Source organism: Sulfurimonas lacustris (assembly GCF_059705355.1).
Genome location: NZ_AP046125.1, coordinates 391,750 through 409,303 on the forward strand (window position 1 = coordinate 391,750; position 17,554 = coordinate 409,303).

At 42.4% G+C, this 17,554-nt stretch carries 22 protein-coding genes; 19 read left to right on the forward strand and 3 right to left on the reverse strand.

The features are described from left to right. Positions 1-138: 138 nt before the first annotated feature. Both AC6H4V_RS02165 and AC6H4V_RS02170 read left to right on the forward strand, forming a co-directional pair. The gene (locus tag AC6H4V_RS02165) at positions 139-1,113 is read left to right on the forward strand and encodes a calcium/sodium antiporter (RefSeq protein WP_497607290.1); all 975 of its coding nucleotides are present in this window, start codon (positions 139-141) and stop codon (positions 1,111-1,113) included. 142 nt (positions 1,114-1,255) lie between these two features. Next, complete coding sequence (locus AC6H4V_RS02170) at positions 1,256-1,513, forward strand: hypothetical protein (RefSeq protein WP_497607291.1); 258 nt, start codon at positions 1,256-1,258, stop codon at positions 1,511-1,513. On the opposite strand, the gene thiD is transcribed toward AC6H4V_RS02170, so the two are convergent. After that, the gene (gene thiD, locus AC6H4V_RS02175) at positions 1,510-2,280 is read right to left on the reverse strand and encodes a bifunctional hydroxymethylpyrimidine kinase/phosphomethylpyrimidine kinase (protein WP_497607292.1); all 771 of its coding nucleotides are present in this window, start codon (positions 2,278-2,280) and stop codon (positions 1,510-1,512) included. The genes AC6H4V_RS02170 and thiD overlap by 4 nt on opposite strands. Before the next feature lie 161 nt (positions 2,281-2,441). Here thiD and thiE point away from each other — a divergent pair, with 161 nt between their 5' ends. The 6 genes from thiE to AC6H4V_RS02205 all read left to right on the forward strand — a co-directional run bounded on the left by thiE (position 2,442) and on the right by AC6H4V_RS02205 (position 7,618). After that, positions 2,442-3,065: a thiamine phosphate synthase gene (thiE, locus tag AC6H4V_RS02180; RefSeq protein WP_497607293.1), complete on the forward strand. Its 624-nt coding sequence runs from the start codon at positions 2,442-2,444 to the stop codon at positions 3,063-3,065. Further along, positions 3,066-4,082 (forward strand): response regulator, encoded by a 1,017-nt coding sequence (locus AC6H4V_RS02185; protein ID WP_497607294.1) that lies wholly within the window; start codon positions 3,066-3,068, stop codon positions 4,080-4,082. Between the two features lie 68 nt (positions 4,083-4,150). Continuing rightward, a complete protein-coding gene (locus AC6H4V_RS02190; RefSeq protein ID WP_497607295.1) occupies positions 4,151-4,507 on the forward strand; it encodes a hypothetical protein in 357 nt (118 codons plus the stop codon). A 7-nt stretch (positions 4,508-4,514) separates the two neighbouring features. Further along, the gene (locus AC6H4V_RS02195; protein ID WP_497607296.1) at positions 4,515-5,939 is read left to right on the forward strand and encodes a phytoene desaturase family protein; all 1,425 of its coding nucleotides are present in this window, start codon (positions 4,515-4,517) and stop codon (positions 5,937-5,939) included. Beyond that, positions 5,932-6,942 carry a sensor histidine kinase gene (locus tag AC6H4V_RS02200; protein ID WP_497607297.1) on the forward strand — a complete coding sequence of 337 codons (1,011 nt, stop codon included), beginning with the start codon at positions 5,932-5,934 and terminating at the stop codon, positions 6,940-6,942. The genes AC6H4V_RS02195 and AC6H4V_RS02200 overlap by 8 nt, the downstream gene beginning before the upstream one ends. Further along, positions 6,923-7,618, forward strand: a complete 696-nt coding sequence (locus AC6H4V_RS02205) for a LytR/AlgR family response regulator transcription factor (RefSeq protein ID WP_497607298.1) — start codon at positions 6,923-6,925, stop codon at positions 7,616-7,618. Before AC6H4V_RS02200 ends, AC6H4V_RS02205 begins: the two co-directional genes overlap by 20 nt. On the opposite strand, the gene AC6H4V_RS02210 is transcribed toward AC6H4V_RS02205, so the two are convergent. Then, positions 7,615-7,971 (reverse strand): cupin domain-containing protein, encoded by a 357-nt coding sequence (locus AC6H4V_RS02210; RefSeq protein ID WP_428730576.1) that lies wholly within the window; start codon positions 7,969-7,971, stop codon positions 7,615-7,617. The two genes, AC6H4V_RS02205 and AC6H4V_RS02210, sit on opposite strands and share 4 nt — an antisense overlap. A 62-nt stretch (positions 7,972-8,033) precedes the next feature. Here AC6H4V_RS02210 and cysK point away from each other — a divergent pair, with 62 nt between their 5' ends. From cysK to AC6H4V_RS02225, 3 genes are read left to right on the forward strand one after another with little or no spacing between them, the layout of a single operon-like run. After that, complete coding sequence (gene cysK, locus AC6H4V_RS02215; protein WP_497607299.1) at positions 8,034-8,957, forward strand: cysteine synthase A; 924 nt, start codon at positions 8,034-8,036, stop codon at positions 8,955-8,957. Beyond that, positions 8,950-9,540 carry an aminotransferase class IV family protein gene (locus tag AC6H4V_RS02220; protein ID WP_497607300.1) on the forward strand — a complete coding sequence of 197 codons (591 nt, stop codon included), beginning with the start codon at positions 8,950-8,952 and terminating at the stop codon, positions 9,538-9,540. The genes cysK and AC6H4V_RS02220 overlap by 8 nt, the downstream gene beginning before the upstream one ends. Beyond that, a complete protein-coding gene (locus tag AC6H4V_RS02225; RefSeq protein ID WP_497607301.1) occupies positions 9,534-9,992 on the forward strand; it encodes a hypothetical protein in 459 nt (152 codons plus the stop codon). The genes AC6H4V_RS02220 and AC6H4V_RS02225 overlap by 7 nt, the downstream gene beginning before the upstream one ends. Before the next feature lie 13 nt (positions 9,993-10,005). Here AC6H4V_RS02225 and AC6H4V_RS02230 read toward each other — a convergent pair whose 3' ends face one another. Beyond that, the gene (locus AC6H4V_RS02230) at positions 10,006-10,908 is read right to left on the reverse strand and encodes a LysR family transcriptional regulator (RefSeq protein WP_428730572.1); all 903 of its coding nucleotides are present in this window, start codon (positions 10,906-10,908) and stop codon (positions 10,006-10,008) included. 127 nt (positions 10,909-11,035) lie between these two features. On the opposite strand from AC6H4V_RS02230, the gene AC6H4V_RS02235 reads away from it, so the two are divergent. Genes AC6H4V_RS02235 through AC6H4V_RS02270 form a run of 8 tightly spaced genes read left to right on the forward strand, consistent with a single transcriptional unit; the run spans position 11,036 to position 17,537 of the window. Continuing rightward, positions 11,036-13,084, forward strand: a complete 2,049-nt coding sequence (locus AC6H4V_RS02235) for an ATP-dependent helicase (RefSeq protein ID WP_497607302.1) — start codon at positions 11,036-11,038, stop codon at positions 13,082-13,084. Then, complete coding sequence (truB, locus tag AC6H4V_RS02240) at positions 13,081-13,902, forward strand: tRNA pseudouridine(55) synthase TruB (RefSeq protein WP_497607303.1); 822 nt, start codon at positions 13,081-13,083, stop codon at positions 13,900-13,902. Before AC6H4V_RS02235 ends, truB begins: the two co-directional genes overlap by 4 nt. Further along, positions 13,896-14,126 carry a carbon storage regulator CsrA gene (gene csrA / locus AC6H4V_RS02245; protein WP_497607304.1) on the forward strand — a complete coding sequence of 77 codons (231 nt, stop codon included), beginning with the start codon at positions 13,896-13,898 and terminating at the stop codon, positions 14,124-14,126. Before truB ends, csrA begins: the two co-directional genes overlap by 7 nt. Positions 14,127-14,134: 8 nt before the next feature. Further along, positions 14,135-14,935, forward strand: coding sequence for a 4-(cytidine 5'-diphospho)-2-C-methyl-D-erythritol kinase (locus tag AC6H4V_RS02250; protein WP_497607305.1), 801 nt, complete (start codon positions 14,135-14,137; stop codon positions 14,933-14,935). Then, positions 14,928-15,380: an SsrA-binding protein SmpB gene (gene smpB / locus AC6H4V_RS02255; protein WP_428730567.1), complete on the forward strand. Its 453-nt coding sequence runs from the start codon at positions 14,928-14,930 to the stop codon at positions 15,378-15,380. The genes AC6H4V_RS02250 and smpB overlap by 8 nt, the downstream gene beginning before the upstream one ends. Then, positions 15,380-16,246, forward strand: coding sequence for a peptidoglycan metallopeptidase Pgp3 (gene pgp3 / locus AC6H4V_RS02260; protein ID WP_497607306.1), 867 nt, complete (start codon positions 15,380-15,382; stop codon positions 16,244-16,246). Before smpB ends, pgp3 begins: the two co-directional genes overlap by 1 nt. Continuing rightward, positions 16,243-16,815, forward strand: a complete 573-nt coding sequence (locus AC6H4V_RS02265; protein WP_497607307.1) for a tetratricopeptide repeat protein — start codon at positions 16,243-16,245, stop codon at positions 16,813-16,815. The genes pgp3 and AC6H4V_RS02265 overlap by 4 nt, the downstream gene beginning before the upstream one ends. Then, positions 16,815-17,537: a Nif3-like dinuclear metal center hexameric protein gene (locus AC6H4V_RS02270; RefSeq protein WP_497607308.1), complete on the forward strand. Its 723-nt coding sequence runs from the start codon at positions 16,815-16,817 to the stop codon at positions 17,535-17,537. The genes AC6H4V_RS02265 and AC6H4V_RS02270 overlap by 1 nt, the downstream gene beginning before the upstream one ends. Positions 17,538-17,554 lie beyond the last annotated feature (17 nt).

A 17,554-nucleotide genomic window follows, 5' to 3' on the forward strand; every position in this document is an offset into this window, starting at 1 on the left:
AATATGACAAATTGCCATATTTTTACCACATGGATGGAATACTTTTTTCTCAATCTCCATAATTGCACGGTATAAACAATCCTTTTGATTTATCGCTTTATGCTACAATGGAGTGATAAAGTAAAACAAAGAGGTTGCATGGTACTTTCTATTTTAGGCATGATTGCCGGATTTGTGTTGTTGGTGTGGAGTGCGGATAAGTTTGTGGATGGGGCGGCTGCGACGGCGAAACATCTTGGTATGCCTGCACTTTTGATTGGTATTTTGGTTGTGGGTTTTGGGACGAGTGCGCCTGAGATGGTCGTCTCTGCCATTGCAGCCTATGAGGGCAACCCCTCTCTTGCCCTTGGAAATGCGCTTGGCTCCAACATAACCAATATTGCACTGATTTTAGGGGCGACTGCTCTTATTGCGCCCATTGCCGTGCACTCAAAAATCATCAAAAAAGAGCTCCCTCTTTTAATCGTCATCGTTCTTCTAAGCGGCTTTTTGCTTTTTGACAATAGTTTGACTTTTGTGGAGGGAGTTGTGCTCTTGGGCGGTTTTTTCGCCCTTGTGGGATGGTCTGTCTATGCAGCGCTACAGAGTAAAAGAGATACATTTGCCACGGAAGTAAACGCTGAGATCAAAGAAGAGGGTATGAGCCTCAAACAGGGAATCTTTTGGCTTGTGCTCGGGCTTGTTTTGCTCATTGTTAGCTCAAGAATCCTCGTGTGGGGCGCTGTAAATATCGCTGTGGAGTTTGGAGTGAGTGATCTTATCATCGGTCTTACCATCGTTGCTCTTGGAACCTCGCTGCCTGAACTTGCAGCTTCGACGATGGCGGCTAGAAAAGGGGAACACGATATAGCTATAGGCAATATCGTGGGATCCAATATGTTCAATATCCTCGCTGTCATTGGAATCGCAACAGTTATCCATCCCGTGGGGACACTAGCGCCCGAAATTTTGCAAAGAGATTGGAGCATCATGTTTCTTGTGACGCTGATGCTTTTTGCTATGGTGTATAGTTTTAGAGCAGAAGCAGGAAAAATTTCCAGAATCAAAGGGGCTATTTTGGTGCTTTGTTATGTTGCGTACAACACCTATTTGGGGATGAGCCTCGTTGCATAATAACACCAAACTCAATAATTAGACCTCTTTCACAAATAGAAGTTATGAAAGAGGTCTATTGAGTTTGGTATAAACCGACATAAAAAAGATACAAAAAGAGAGCGCGATGCACTAAAATGGTAAAAACCAAAAGGAGTTTTGGATGGTTTATACTAAAAATATAGAAGAGGCAGCTCTTTGGGCAAAGAGGGGTGAAGAGGTCTCTTTTGTGCTTACCAAAGAGAACAAATGGAGTCTCTTTACTTTTTGTTACTACCAGCTAAAGCACAAAACGCTCAAAGAATTTGACTGTATCATCTACAACAAACCAAAAGATCTGCTCTACTATCTTTTGCGCTTTGTCACTCTCATCAACTCCAAAAAATACACGCTTCGCTATGAGCCCGATGGGGAGTTTTAAACTCCCGCTTTGTGGTTGATGGGTCCTGCGCCGTGACCAATATTTGGGGCATGTGTGATGGCGTTAGCGATAAAGTTTTTCGAGATCTCTATGGACTCTTCAAGTGTGTGCCCAAGAGCGAGATTTGCGGCTATGGCGCTGGAGTAGGAACATCCCGTTCCGTGGGTGTTTGTACTCTTTATAAAAGGGGTTTGAAAAACTCTCTTTTGGTGTCTGAAAAAGAGTTGGTCGATGCTCACCATACCGCTTGGAAGCTCTAGGAGATGGTTTTTGACAAGCACGGGGCACTTTTGCTCTTGTATGGTTTTGAGCGAGGGTGTATCGCCAAATCTGTACCCAAAGAGCGCCTCTGCTTCGTGCGTGTTTGGTGTGAGAAGCGTTGCGTACTCAAAGAGTGTTTTCATCTCTTCTATGGCATCGTCTTTGAGAAGTTTGGAAGATGCTTTGGAGATAAAAACGGGGTCAAGCACCACGGGAATATCCAGCGTAGCGATGAACTCTCGTACCACTTGGATAATCTCTTTGGAGTAGAACATCCCGACCTTCACCGCCGCGACATCGAAGTCTTTTACTATCGCATCGATTTGTGCTTTGACAAAATCAGCCGAGAGCTCAAAAACCTCACTCACTCCCATTGTGTTTTGTGCCGTCATTACCGTCACAGCAGTTGTTCCAAAAACGCCAAACGCCTCAAATGTCTTCAAATCCGCCTGAATCCCAGCCCCACCGCTACTATCAGACCCCGCTATACTCATAACTACTTTCATAATCGCTCCTATTTCTAGTTTTGAAATTGTATGAAAAAAAGAGATGTATTCGTAGGTGCTTTATGTCGTTTGGTACTCTCCATTTCAACAGACAAAAAAACAATACAAAAATTTTTTTAAAAACGTTAAAGTTACACAATTTCAAAATGCAGGGACAAAAAATGAGAGAGAAACTACACGGTCTTTATGTGATTACGGATGATGTTTTGACACCGCCTCAAACGCTTCTGTTGCAAGTGGAGGAGGCTTTGCGCGGCGGGGCACAAATCGTGCAGTTGCGTGACAAAGTAAGTACGCAAGAGGTGGTGCGTAAAAACGCCCTCGCACTTCAAGAGCTTTGCCGTGCGCATGATGCGCTTTTTGTGCTCAATGATGATGTGGAGCTAGCGGTGGAGCTTGGCGTGGATGGTCTGCATGTGGGTAAGAGTGACTACCACCGCATAGAGCAGATACGAGAAAACTTTAGAGGTGTGCTTGGCGTCTCGTGCTATGGCGATGTGGAGTTCGCCTCTGAAATGGAGGAGTTAGGCGTGGAGTATGTCGCGTTTGGCTCTTTTTTTGCTTCGCCTACAAAACCATCCTCAAGCATCGTTGCACTCCAGACTTTGCGCCTTGCTAAAGAGAGGTTACGCATCCCCATTTGTGCTATTGGCGGGTTGCATACACAAAACATAGCAGAGGTTTTATGCCATAAACCTGATATGATTGCACTCGTTAGTGATATTTGGAAAAGTGATTTTATAGAAGAGAAGTGTCGTTGGTATAAAAAAGCATTGGAGTTTTAGATGAAGATAATCGTCGTCGATGATGAAGAACTGGCGCAAAAGAGGCTTGTAAGGATGCTCAAAGAGCTCGATTTGAAGCATGTCACAGTCGCAAAAGATGCTTACGAAGCGCTTGAGCTTATCAAAACCACGCACTTTGACCTTATCTTTTTAGATATCAACATGCCTCAGATGGATGGGTTGGAGCTAGGGCGCAAGATAAAGGCGCTCTTTAAAGATAAAGCGCTTATCTACCAAAGCGCGTATAGCCACTACGCACTCGAGGCTTTTGATGTCGGGGCGGTTGGCTACCTTGTCAAACCCTATAGCATGGAACAGCTCAAGCAGAGCGTGGAGCGTGTGGAGACTAAAGAGCAGGAGTATCTGGCAAAAGAGAAGATGGAGGCGGGTATCATCAACGATTTGCACCCCGATGCATGTGTGGTTTTTCATAAGGCAGCAGATGTTTTGAGTGGGGATTTTTACTCCATTTACAAACTTCAAAGTGGCGCGATATTTCTCTGTCTCATCGATGCGCAAGGGCATGGCATCTCCCCAGCACTTACCGTCTTTGCCGTCTCTTCTATGCTAAACAAATTTGTCTATGAAGTCTCCTCACTCGAGGAGCTCATCACAAAAGCCGCCCCAATGCTTCAAACCTTTTTAGCAGAAGAAGAGCAGCTCTCCTACACGATGATAATGCTTTGTGCCGATGGAAAAACTCTGGAGTATGCCTCAGGAGGAATGTACCCCTTGTTGGTGAAGGTGGGAGAGGAGATACGCAAAGTCAAAGCGAACAATCCCCCCTTTATGAACTTCTCCCAAGCCCCAAACATAGAGCGATTAGAGATAGTGGGATGGGAGAGTTTGCTGCTTTATAGCGATGGTATCGTAGAGCATGCAAACAGCGCTTTAGAGGAGTTTGCGCCCCATGTTTTGCTTCAAAACGTTAGCACACTCAGTGAAGCTTTCAAAACACTTCAAAAACAGGACTTCAAAGATGATGTCACGCTTCTTTATCTGCAAAATCTAAGTTGAGTTGACAAAAAAGAGCTACAAAACTTCTGCACTTTGCTATAAAATTTGACAAAATTAGGAGAGAGAGTATGCCACACATTGTTTTAGAAAATTCTAACCAAACACAAGACGCCTTTAACGTCATCACCCCTTTTGCAAAGGAGATAGAGGGTGGGATGCTCAAAGTGCTAGACAAGTACATCAACGCCAGCCTACAAACAGCACTTATCGAATCTTTGGCAATAGAAAATGGCAAAAATCAGAGCTTTTTTGTGCAAGTAACCCAAAAACCATCAAGCCTCACGGTGCGGCTTTTGCCACTCACCGACCCGCAGAAGACAGATGGTGTCAAAACCATTATGGCGCTTATCGCAAAACAGATTAAAGATGCAAATCCCGCTATAACTTACGGCAAAAATAATCTCGCTGATTTTTTGATAGATTAAAACGCACATGATGTCAGACTTTGCAGTAGTTGGTTCGGGTATAGGGGGCAGCGCTATCGCGGCACTTTTGAGTGCTAAAGGGTACGATGTCGTTTTGTTTGAAAAAGAGTCCTATCTTGGTGGGTGCAGCTCCTCGTTTCAAAGGGGTGATTACACCTACAATACGGGTGCTACGACTTTGGCGGGGTACGAAGAGGGGCATATCGTCAAAGAGGTTTTTGACACTTTGGGCATTGTGCCAAATCTCATAGAGACCGACCCCTCCATCGTCGTGCTTCATGGCGACAAAACAACCCCGCGTTATAGAGATTTTGAGCGTTTTTTTGACACACTGGATGCAAACTATCCCCATGCAAAAAACAGAGCTTTTTGGGAACTGATACATAAAATAAACGACGAATTTTACCGATTTGACGGACACTACTACGCTAACGCAAACCTCTTTGCAAAAACCAAATCACTCTTTAGTTTTGCACCACTTTTTTGGAAGTTCAAGAAGTATCTTCTTGCCAATGCACAGACGTTTATAGAGGATTTTTTTGGCACTCTTGAGCAGAAGTATAGGCAGTTTTTGGAGTCGCAAGTGCTTATCGTTGCGCAAGCACCGCTTAGAGAGATAAACTTTTTTACCGCAGCACTCGCACTTGCCTATACGTTTAACAAAAACTACTACGTGATGGGTGGATTTAGTACGCTTTTTGATACACTTGTCTCAGGTGTAAAAAATGTACGCAGATGCAGTGAGATTCGCTCTATCACGCGTCACGAAAACCACTTTGAACTCTTTACCAAAACGCAAATCCATAGCGCAAAAAAGGTTATCTTAAACTCCACCGTCTATGACAGCGGCAAACTTTTTCACGATGGCAATGTGCTTAGATACTACAAAAAACACGAGAAACTCGACAACCACCAAAGCTCTTTTATGCTCTATATGACCATCAAAAGCGAGAAAAGTTTTCATCACCATTACCAAATCATCCACGATGCGCCATTTCCTCATACGCTCTCACAGGCCCTTTTTGTCTCCTTCTCAGACAAAGAGGATATCCAAATCGCACCAAAGGGACACTACAGCATTACAGCATCCATCCATACCGATAGCAGATTTTGGGAGGATAAAGAGGGTTATAAAGCAAGAAAAAAAGAGCTAGAAGATATACTACGAAAAGTAATCATGGCTAATTTGGATATCAAAGAGGAGGAGATAGTGCAGTGTTTTGGGGCGACGTCAAGAACTTTTAACCGTTATATCAAAAGAGCGCAACTAGGCGGCAATGCGATGACATTTAAAAACTTCCTTCCTTTTTTACCAGGCAATGACACGCCCATCAAAAACCTCTACAATGTCGGTGATAGCGTCTATGCCGCGCAAGGTTGGCCAGGTGTGATGCTGGGTGTCAAAAACCTACAAAGGCTGCTTGATGCATGATATAGCACTCAATATAAAAAAACAAGATTGGTTTTACATCCTTATCATCGGTCTTTTTTTTGGGATGTTTCTCTCCTCTTTGGGTTACATGTTACTAGAATATCCATGGGTGGATGGGGCGCTATTTGGGGCGTTGCTTGGTTTTAGCATCACACTTTTTTCGCTCATCTTTATCTCACATCTCAACAAAAACATCTTGCCAAAAGTAGCGGAGATTTACTGGATACCCCTCTCTATGTTTTTCTCCTTTTTGTCGGGATTTTTAGGCACTTTTGCGGGTGTTTTTATGGCAAAGGTGCTTCATGTAGGGCTAATCCCCGCATTTGAGGGGCAGATAACGGCTGTCTCGCTCTCTATTGGAGTTTTAACCTATATCGTTGGGGCGTTGCTCTACCGATTTGTTAAGATGCGTAACCAAAAAGACCATCTCGACTATGAGTACGTTCAGAGTCGTTTGCGCTCTCTTGAAACCCAGCTCAACCCGCATTTTTTGTTCAACGCGCTCAACTCCATCGCCGAACTTATCCATCAAGACAAAGACAAAGCTGAAGAGGCGATTTTGAAAGTCTCCTCTTTTTTGCGCAACTCTATGAACGAAAAAGCGCTTCTTAGCCTCGAAGATGAGGTGCGCAATGTCAAAGATTATGTTGCACTTGAAAATATCCGCTTTAGCCAAAAGATACAACTCCACACTGCACCCCTGCCGCATCTGTGGGAAGTACCTAAATTTTCCATCCAGCTTCTTGTTGAAAATGCCATCAAACACGGCTTTACGCAAAACCACGAGGCGCTTCATATCTATCTTAGCTTTGATGAGGCACAAAAAAGCATCAGTGTAAGAAACGATGGCGAAAGCCTGAAGAGTGTGAAGTTTGGCGTGGGGCTCTCCAACCTCAAACAGCGCCTTGAACTGCTCTGCAACGGCTCATTAGAGGTAGAAGAGCAAAAAGAGCCGACATTTACCATTTACCTTGGGAGTTGTTATGAACATAGTCGTAGTTGATGATGAAGCGTTGGCGCGTGCGCGTCTTGTGCGGATGCTGCACACACTTGGGTATGATGCCATCACTGAGGCGCAAAACGCCGATGAAGCGATAACGGCGGTAAGAAAAGAGAGTGCCGACATCATCTTTTTAGATATCAATATGCCAAAAGTGAGTGGTTTAGAACTAGGGTATGAGCTCAAATATCTAAGCCCACAAAGCAGTATCATCTTTCAAACAGCCTATGAAGAACATGCGTTAAAAGCCTTTGATATCGGAGCAGTCGGCTACCTTGTAAAGCCCTATAGTTTGGAACAGGTCAAACAAACGCTAGAGCGTTTGGCTCCAACAAAACAAAAAGAGCAAGATGTCCGCATTCTTAGCAAAAGCGGCGATACCTATTTGCTTCTAAAACCAGAGGAGATTTACTACGTCAAAGCTGATTTAAGTGAGGTGATGCTTAGAAGTGCCAAAGGATTTTCCTACTATGCACAGAAGATTTCAGATTTGCAAAAGAAGCTAGAAGCGCACAACTTTGTGCGCATCCACCGTTCCTACCTTCTCAACCTCGATGCCATCAAAGAGATTGAGACCATAGAGCAGAGCAAACTACGTTTTCGTTTTAAAGCCATCTCTGAGAGCATCGAATCAAGCAAAGATGGCGCAAAAGCGTTTCGCGAAAGGTACGCGCTTTAGTTGATAAGCGTGATGCAATCCTCTTTTTTAGGCACTAAACATAAAAAGCTATACGCCTCATCGCCAAGGGTTTTGTAGCTATGTGCCACACCTGCGGGAATGAGAAAAACATCTCCCTCTTTTGCTTCAACCATCTTATCGCCGATTTGCACCGTTGCGCGTCCTGAGAGGACGTACTGTTCATGCTCCACGCTGTTTGTGTGTAGTGGCATATGCCCGCCCGCTTCTATGATAAAGTTGCGCATCGCAAAGTTTGGAGACTCTTCAGGAGAGAGAAGCATCTTCATCGAGACTCCTTTTCCCGCTTTTTGTGCCACTGCTTCTACAGAGTCGATCTCTTTGTGTAAGTACATCTTATACCCTTTTTCTTATAAATTTTTGGGTAGCATAACATAAAATTCTTTGGAGATTATTTATGAAAATTGCAAAAAACATTACTGAACTTATCGGAAATACTCCTTTAGTTAGACTTAACAAAGCTTCAGAGGCAACAGAGGCAAACATCATCGCCAAATGTGAGTTTATGAACCCGACAAGCTCTGTCAAAGATAGAATCGGTTTTAACATGATACGAAGAGCGATGGAAGCGGGAAAAATCACAAAAGAGACCACTATCATCGAGCCAACAAGTGGCAACACGGGCATAGCTTTAGCAGCGAATTGTGCGGCGCTTGATCTCAAACTCATTCTCACTATGCCAGAATCGATGAGCATCGAGAGAAGAAAACTCCTCAAAGCTTTTGGTGCCGAGCTAGTACTCACTCCTGCCGCACTTGGCATGAGCGGTGCGATAGAGAGAGCGGTGGAGCTAGAGAGCCAAATCCCAAACTCCATCGTTTTACAGCAGTTTAAAAACCCTCACAATCCTGAGATTCACGAACTCACAACCGCACAAGAGATACTCCGTGATACGGATGGGAAGATTGATGCATTTGTAGCAGCTGTTGGAACGGGTGGGACACTGAGCGGTACTGCAAAAGTGCTCAAAGAGTACATCCCACATATCGCCATCTTTGCGGTTGAGCCCGCAAGTTCGGCTGTTTTATCTGGTGGGAGCGCGGGTGCACATGCCATTCAAGGCATTGGTGCGGGGTTTGTCCCAGAGACGCTTGATGTCAGCATCTATGGCGAGGTCATAAAAGTGAGCAATGAAGATGCCATAGAGAGTGCAAAAAAGTTGGCACGTGAGGAGGGGCTACTTGTGGGTATATCTGCTGGAGCAAATGTCTATGCAGCGATGCAAATCGCCTCACGCGAGGAGTTTAGAGGCAAAACAATTTTGACTATCCTTTGCGACACGGGAGAGCGCTACCTTAGCACGGAACTCTTTAGTGAATAACACTTTTTTAGAGACTATAAAAGTACTTGAAGGCGAGATTTTTCATCTCTCTTACCATCAAGCAAGATATGAGAGCGTTTTAAAGCACTTTAACGTAGAGGCTGTGCAAGATTTGGGCGATTTTATCACGCCACCAGAAAATGGACTTTACAGATGCCGCTTTGTTTACGATACAAAAGGTTGTACCCAGACTACTTACCACCCTTACCAAAAAAGAGAGATAAATGCACTCAAAATGCTTCATGATGACACCATAGAGTATGCTATGAAGTACGCCAACCGAGAGAGGCTTGATGCGCTTTTTGCACAAAGAGGTGATGCGGATGATGTGCTTATCATCAAAAATGGTTTTGTAACAGACACAACCATCGCAAATATAGCTTTTTTTGATGGCAAACGATGGCTCACTCCCGCATCTCCGCTGCTTGAGGGAACAACAAGGCAGAGACTTTTAGATGAGGCAAAAATAGTTGAAGAGGAGATACGCATCCAAGACGTAGCACGATTTAAACAAGTTGCCCTGATGAATGCGATGGTAGATTTTGCTATAATTCCAAAAAATCCAAAGGAGCTCTTTTGCTAGACAGTATCATCGAAGATAAAAAATTTGCAGATGTTATGCAGAAAAATATAGAAAATTTGTTGCTCTATCTCTTTGAAAGAGAGCACTATTTTGGGATTCTTTGCAAGATAGAGCATGTTGTATTTGAACCCCCGCTTCCAAAAGAGATAAGCGCAGAGTTTCGCTCGATGACACTCTTTTTTTTAGCAGGATACACATTTGAGACGGCGAGTATTGTAGAGGATGATTTGGTTTTTGAAGCTGGATTTGGGGCTGAAAACTTCGGCAGCATCGTAACTGTTCCACTCAAAGCTATCGTGCAGATTATTGCCGATGAGACACCGCTGCTTATCAATTTGGCAAATTATAAAAAAGAGAAAAAAGTGGCAAAGTCGCTTGACAATGGAGGCGTGGAAAACTCCATGGCATCTTTTTTGTCAAACCCAGAAAACTCCAAGTTTTTCAAAAAATAGCCAAAAGCTACTTCTAAACTTTGGAGAGGGAGAGCAGATAGTTCACGACGTTATCAACAAACGCGTCATGCTTTCTATCTTTGAGATACGCTATGTAAAAATGGCGCTCTATTTTGTAGTTTTTGAGTCTTGCTTCAAAAAGTCTTCCCTGTGCAAGCTCAGCCGCGATAACGTGTCTTGACATAACAGAAACAACAGGTCTCTCTGAGTTTGGATCTGCATGCATAATCGACTCTTTAATCGCTGTCGGACTGCTTAAAATCCCCAAAACATTGAAACCAGTGCAGTGTACACCCATTTCATCAAAAGCCTCACTTGTAAGCCTGCGTGTGTGTGAGTGCTCATCACGACAAATCCAGTCAAATCCCATCAAATCTTCTGCACCAAGATGCTTTTTAAGCGGTTGGTTGGAAAAAACGACAAGCTCATCCAAAACCCACTCTCTATAGACGATACCATCTCTAAAAACAGGAGACTCTATAAGCGCAACGTCGATTTTTTTATCTTCAAGCTGATCGATGATTTCGCACGATAAGCCAACATTCATATAGACATTGTTGTTGATTCTGCTTTTGATATCGCCAAGGTAGTTTGGCAGGATGTAGTTTCCGATGGCATTGGAAGAACCCATAACAAACGTGAAATCTTTGTTGATAATCTTTAAAACCTCTTTTTCACTGTTAGCTATGGCTTTTTCAAGTCTTACCGCGATTCTAAAGAGCTCTTCTCCCTCTTTGGTAAGCAAGATGCCATTCTTTTTTCTATCTACTATTTTTGTATCAAGGTAGTCTTCGATAAATTTTATCTGTTGCGTAACAGCTGGTTGAGAGATGCCCAATTTTGCCGATGCTTTGGAAAAACTCTTCTCTTTGATGACCATGAGAAAAGTTTGTAATTTTGCAAAATCTTTTAACATAATAATTCCTATAAGTTTAGATAATAAGCGAAAGTATAACCCATTATTATAATTAAAGCAATAGTTTTGTAATAATTTATAAGTTTTTAGCTACAATATATAAAATCAACAAGAATAGCGATGAAGCATGGAAAAAATATTTGAAAAACTAAACGAATCTCAGGCAAGCGCAGTGAAGCAGAGCGAGGGTCCTGTTTTGATTTTGGCGGGTGCGGGGAGCGGAAAAACTACGACAATTGTCTCGCGCTTAGCCTATCTTGTCGGGGTTTTGGGTATTCCTGCTTCAAACACGCTCACACTTACCTTTACCAACAAAGCAGCAAAAGAGATGCGCGAGCGTGCTTTTCATCTTATGCAAAATCCCTCTTCTCCTCCACTTTTATGTACATTCCATAAGTTCGGACTTCTTTTTTTAAAGTTTAACATCCATCTTTTAAAGAGACAAAACAACTTTGTCGTTATCGACACTGATGACAAGAAACGCATCATCAAAAAGATAAACAGTGAGATTGCTACGCCACTTATCGCGAGTGAGATATCACGCTACAAAAACTCGCTTCTCTCTCCGGATGATGCCTACAAGCAAGCGGAGTTTTTCAACTATCAGCAGATTGCAAAGATTTATGAGGAGTATGAAACCTACCTTTTAGAGAACAATCTTGTCGATTTTGATGATTTGATTGCTTTAACTTTTAAACTCTTAGATGAAAACCCAGAACTTGCGCGCGCTACATCCCAAAAGTACCAGTATATTATGGTGGACGAGTATCAAGATACCAACGAGTTGCAGCTCAAACTTCTTCAAAAGCTCTGTACAACGCACAACAACATCTGTGTCGTGGGCGATGATGACCAGAGTATTTATGGGTGGCGTGGGGCGCACATAAGAAACATCATGGAGTTTGATCAGGATTTTAAAGATACTGCTGTTTTCAAGCTTGAAGAGAACTACCGCTCACGCGAACCCATCTTAAAAGTGGCAAATGCGCTTATCGAGCATAACCGTTCACGTCTTGGCAAAAAACTTATCTCTACTCGCGGCGGCGGAGAGGATATAACGATTTTAAACTCCAGTGACGAAAATGAAGAAGCAAGAAAAATAGCTCAAAAAATCACAAAACTTTTAGACTCTGGCATCAAGGCGCAAGATATCGCGGTGCTTTACCGTGTCAATGTTCTAAGCCGCTCCATCGAAGAGGGGCTCAACCGTGCCAAAATTGCCTATAAACTTGTCGGTGGACTTCGCTTTTACGACAGAGCAGAGGTCAAAGACCTCATAAGCTACATAAGAGTAATCACGAACTTTCATGATGATTTTTCCCTCAAACGTATTCTCAACAAACCAAAAAGAGGGCTTGGAAAAGCGAGTGTGGACAAACTCGAACTTGCCGCACACGCAGCCCAACTCTCTGTTTTTGAGTATATCAACAGCGCGCCACTCTCTGATTTGGAGGCTTTGGTCAAGGGCAAAAATGCCAAAACATTGAAAAAGTTTATACAAGATGTCCAAGATGTTGCAAAATCCGCTGAGCACTCCACATACAGCTTTATCGATACTCTTGAAGAGACCTTCCATCTCAAAGAGATTTACGCAGGGATGCCCGATGAGGCGGAGAGAGTTTTAAACATGGATGAGTTTTATGGACTCTTTCGAGAGTTTGTAAAAAATACACCCGAAGCCTCTTTGGATGAATTTTTAAACGAACTTACTCTGCAGAGCGAACAAGATCAAGTTGAGGGGGAGAGCATCTACATGATGAGTATCCACGCCTCAAAAGGGCTGGAGTTTAACCATATCTTTATCATCGGACTTGAAGAGGGATTTTTACCGCTCATCGGCGATGGAAGCGACCTTGAAGAGGAGCGACGTTTGGGGTACGTCTCCTTTACAAGAGCCAAAGAAACGCTCACGCTCTCGCATGTCGATAGCAGATTTTACAAAGGAAGAAGAAGCGATTTGCAAAAAAGCAGATTTTTCAATGAAGCAGGACTTTGTGAGGGTTCTTTGATAGTAGAGAAAAACACTGCTTTTAAAAAGGGCGATTTGGTACGTCATAAGGTTTTTGGAACAGGGCGTGTCAACGGTGTAAGCAAATCGGGGCAGGAGTTTAAGCTCAGTATCAATTTTGCGGGAACAAAAAAAGATATTTTGGCATCCTTTGTTGAGCGTCTATGAATCGGCTCTTTGTTGCTTATAAGCCCTCGGGCATAGGTTCAAATCTCTTTTTATCAAAACTCAAAAGAAAGTACCAAACGAAAAAAGCCGGTTTTTCAGGGACGCTTGACCCTTTTGCAAAAGGTGTTTTGATAGTGGGCATGGGAAGTTATACAAAACTATTTCGTTTTTTAGACAAAACACCAAAGCGTTACCGTGCAACACTTTGGCTGGGTGCTAAGTCAGATACGCTTGATAGCGAGATGATAGAAGAGGTCGTCATAGTTCCGGAGTTTGAAGAGATTGAGATTGCCAAAGTTGTCAAGTCGCTTGAGGGAGAGCTTGAGTATGAGCCGCCAATCTTCAGCGCAAAGCAGATAAACGGACAAAGAGCTTATGATTTGGCACGTGCGGGCAAAGAGTTTACCCTAGAGAAGATATACTCAACCATTTATGAGACCAAACTTATCCACTATGCACACCCTTTTGTAACTTTTGAAGCGACCGTCTCAGAGGGGACATATATCCGCTCTTTGGGGCTTATGGTGGCGAAAAAACTTGGTTTGTCCTATGGAAGCCTCAGTGCTTTGGAGAGGCTTAACGAGGGGCAATTTTTCTACGAAGATGAAAAAGCGCTTGATATAAGAACATCTTTAGCTATCCCGCAAAACTTTTATCATGGCGAGAGTGACAACCTAAAATATGGAAGAGTTCTTGCTTTGGAGGATTTAGAGATACACTCAGATGGGTACTACTGGCTTGATAATGGCACTTTTTTGTCGGTTATCCATATAGAAAATGAACAAGTAAATTATGAATTAGGCAGGGTTGAATGTTAGTTTTATCAAGAAAATTGGATGAGTCGATTGTAATCGGAGATGGCATAGTTGTCAAAGTGATATCAGTGGATAAAGGTGTCGTAAAACTCGGTATTGATGCGCCAAAAAACCTCTCCATCGTTAGAAGTGAACTCTTAGAAGATGTCAAAGAGTCAAACAGAGCAGCCTCAAAAGAGATAGAACTCTCAGACCTAACCTCTCTTGGCGCTATTTTTAAAAAATAGGCAACACCATGAAGCGCTACAAAGCCTATGCAAAGGTCAATATTTTTTTAAAAATCACGGGCAAGAGGGATGGTTATCATGAGATTATCTCCCGTTTTATGCATGTAAATTCGCTTTATGACGAACTCTCTTTTGTGCCAAAACAGAGCAACGATGCTTTTGAAATCATAGGCTCTTTCTCATGCGAGACAAAACAAAACACCATCTATAAAGCGTATGCGGCACTTTTGGCATCTTTAAAACCAGAACAAGCCCACTCCTTAGAACAGCTGATGCAAAAGTATGGCGTTGAGGTGGTAAAAAACATACCGGCTTTTGCAGGTCTTGGCGGCGGAAGCAGCGATGCAGCGACATTTCTAAAAATTTGCAACGAGGTTTTGCATCTGGGATTAAGCCAAAATGAACTCGCCATTATAGGCTTAAAAGTGGGAGCGGATGTTCCGTTTTTTGTTTATGGCTACAAAAGTGCTAATGTAAGCGGCATAGGTGAGATAGTAGAAAAATTTGAAGAAGAGATGCTTGATATTGAGACTTTTACACCAAAAATAGAGATAAGTACACCAAAAGTGTATGGAGTTTACAGAGAGAATTTTTACAATCCCATAGATGGCTTCGAGGTTGAACGCCTCAAAAAAACCCCATCCAAAGAGATACTAAAAACCATGAGCGCAGAGGAAGCCAACGACCTCTTCAAGCCCGCACTTTATGAGTATAAAGAGCTAAAAAACCACTACAAACATGGATACTACTTTAGCGGGAGCGGAAGTAGTTTTTTTAGAGTAAAGAAGGAAGAAACAGATAATGGGTGAAACAATAGCAAAAAATAAAAAAGCCTATTTTGATTACTTTTTGGAAGAGAAGTTTGAAGCAGGAATCGTTCTTAAAGGAAGCGAGATTAAAGCCATAAGAGCGGGGCGGGTGAACTTGAAAGATAGTTTTATCCGTTTTGTGCAGGGTGAAGCGTTTTTGTTCAACGCTCATATAGGGCGACTTGAGACGACGCATCACTTTTATGCGCATGAAGAGCGAGGTAGCAGAAAACTTCTTTTGCATAAAAAGCAGATAGTAAAAATGGTCAGAGCAGTGGAGAGAGATGGATATACGGTTGTGCCATTAGAGCTTTATTTTAATGACAGAAATATCGTGAAAATTCAGATTGCCATAGCAAAAGGCAAGCAGCTTCATGACAAGAGAAACGACCTCAAAGAGAAAGATATGAAACGCGATATGGAGCGTTCTATTAAGGATTATTGATGCGTTTTTTACTGCTTTTTAGCTTTTTACTCACGTACGTTTTCGCATTTGATGTTGTTACAATTGAGAAGACGATTGCCAATGGAAAAACAGCTCTTTTGGAGTTTGAAGAGCAAAAAGGGATAATATACGAGAGTGCGGCACTGGAGCAGAAAAAATATACCATCTTTAAGCACCCAAGCAAAAACGAGCGCTATTATGTTTTGATTCCCATAAGCTACGAAACAAAGCCGCAAAAAAAAGAGGTAGAGATTTTTTACAGAGAAAACGGTGTACAAAAAACCAAAACAGTTGTGTTGGATGTCCAAGATGGAAAATATGAAAAAGAGACGCTCCAAGTAGATGGCTCCAAAGTGACTTTAAGTCCAGAGGACAAAGCAAGAACCGAGAAAGAGTATGTCGAGGCGATGAAAATTTACAAAAAAGCGACCCCAAAAATTATGGTCTCTTCTGATTTTATTGTCCCATTAGAGAGTAAAATTACAAGTGATTTTGGAAAAGCACGGGTCTATAACGGTTCGCTAAAGAGTTATCATGGCGGGACAGACTTTCGAGCGGCAGTGGGTGTTCCCGTTATCGCCGCAAATGATGGAAAAGTTGTTTTGGTGCAAGATAGATTTTACTCAGGGCAAAGCGTCATCATAGACCATGGACATGGGGTTTACACATGTTATTTTCACATGAGCAAATTTCATGTTCAAGAGTTGCAAGATGTTAAAAAAGGCGATGTTATAGGACTTTCAGGGTCAAGCGGAAGAGTGAGCGGACCGCATCTGCACTTTGGTGTGCGCATCGGCGGTGAGCAGGTTGACCCGCTTCATTTTATAGCACTCGCAAATGAAAATTTAGTAAAAGGCAAACAATGACACTATTTCAAATACTTATGCTAGGAGCTTCGGCATTTTTTGCGTTTAAGGTGTATGAACATATCCAAACCCTAAAAGATGCAACGGCATCACCGCAGGGAGACTCTTCTTCATCACAGTTTGACCCTGAGGCTTTAGTGCAAAGAGCCGATGAAGAGTTTGAAGCGGGCAATATGCAAAAAGCCTTTGATCTCCTCAAAGAGGCAAATGCAAAGAGAGCGCAAGACGCTGACGTGCTTTTTAAAATGGGCTACATTTTACAGCAGCTTGATCAAAATGAAGAGGCGCTTGGTTACTACAAAGAGGCTCTTGAGAAAGATAAAGAGAATGAGTATATCCACAATGCTATTGCAAGTGTCTATAGAGCTAAAGGCGAATTTGTCTCCGCCAGAATGCATCTAAGCGCATCTTTGGCGATTGACAACCAAAATGCCGTTACTTACTATAATTACGGAAATCTTTTGGTTGATATGAAACACCTTGATGAGGCAAAAGAGATGTATAAAACAGCCTTAGAGATAAATCCGGACTTTAAAGAGGCTCAAGAGGAACTGGAGAAACTAGGCTGATGAAACTCTCTGAAATATATACATTTTTAGATAGTTTGTCGCCCTTTGAACTTCAAGAAAAATGGGACAATTCAGGTCTGCTGCTTGGCGACTTTAACCAAGATATCCAAAAAATTGTTCTTAGCATCGATGTAGATGAAGCACTTATCGACTCTATGGAGCCAAACTCACTTCTTATAACCCACCATCCGCTTATATTTGGCGGACTAAGACAACTCCAATTTAACCAATATCCGGCAAACTTGATTCAAAAAATGATACAAAAAAATATCTCAAATATCTCCATGCACACAAATTTTGACCAAACACATCTGAACGACTATGTTGCGACTCAAATTTTGGGGTATGAGATTGTACAAAAAGAGGGATTTGTAGCGTATTTGGATGTTGAGGAAGATTTTGATACTTTTGCCGCCAAAGTAGCATCCGCATTTTCGCTTCCCCATGCAAAATGTGTCAAGAGTGCCCAGTGGGTACATAGAGCAGCACTCACCACAGGTTCAGGAGGTTCTCTTTTAAAATCCATCAAGGCAGACTGTTTTTTAACAGGAGATATAAAATATCACGATGCCATGGAGGCAAAAAGCATAAATCTCTCCATGATTGATATAGGGCATTTTGAGAGTGAGAGGTATTTTGCAGAGATTTTGCTTAAACATTTGAAAAATTTAGGTTTAGAAGCTATAATTTCATCATCAAAAAACCCTTTTACTTATATTTAAGCAAATCGGTACAACTA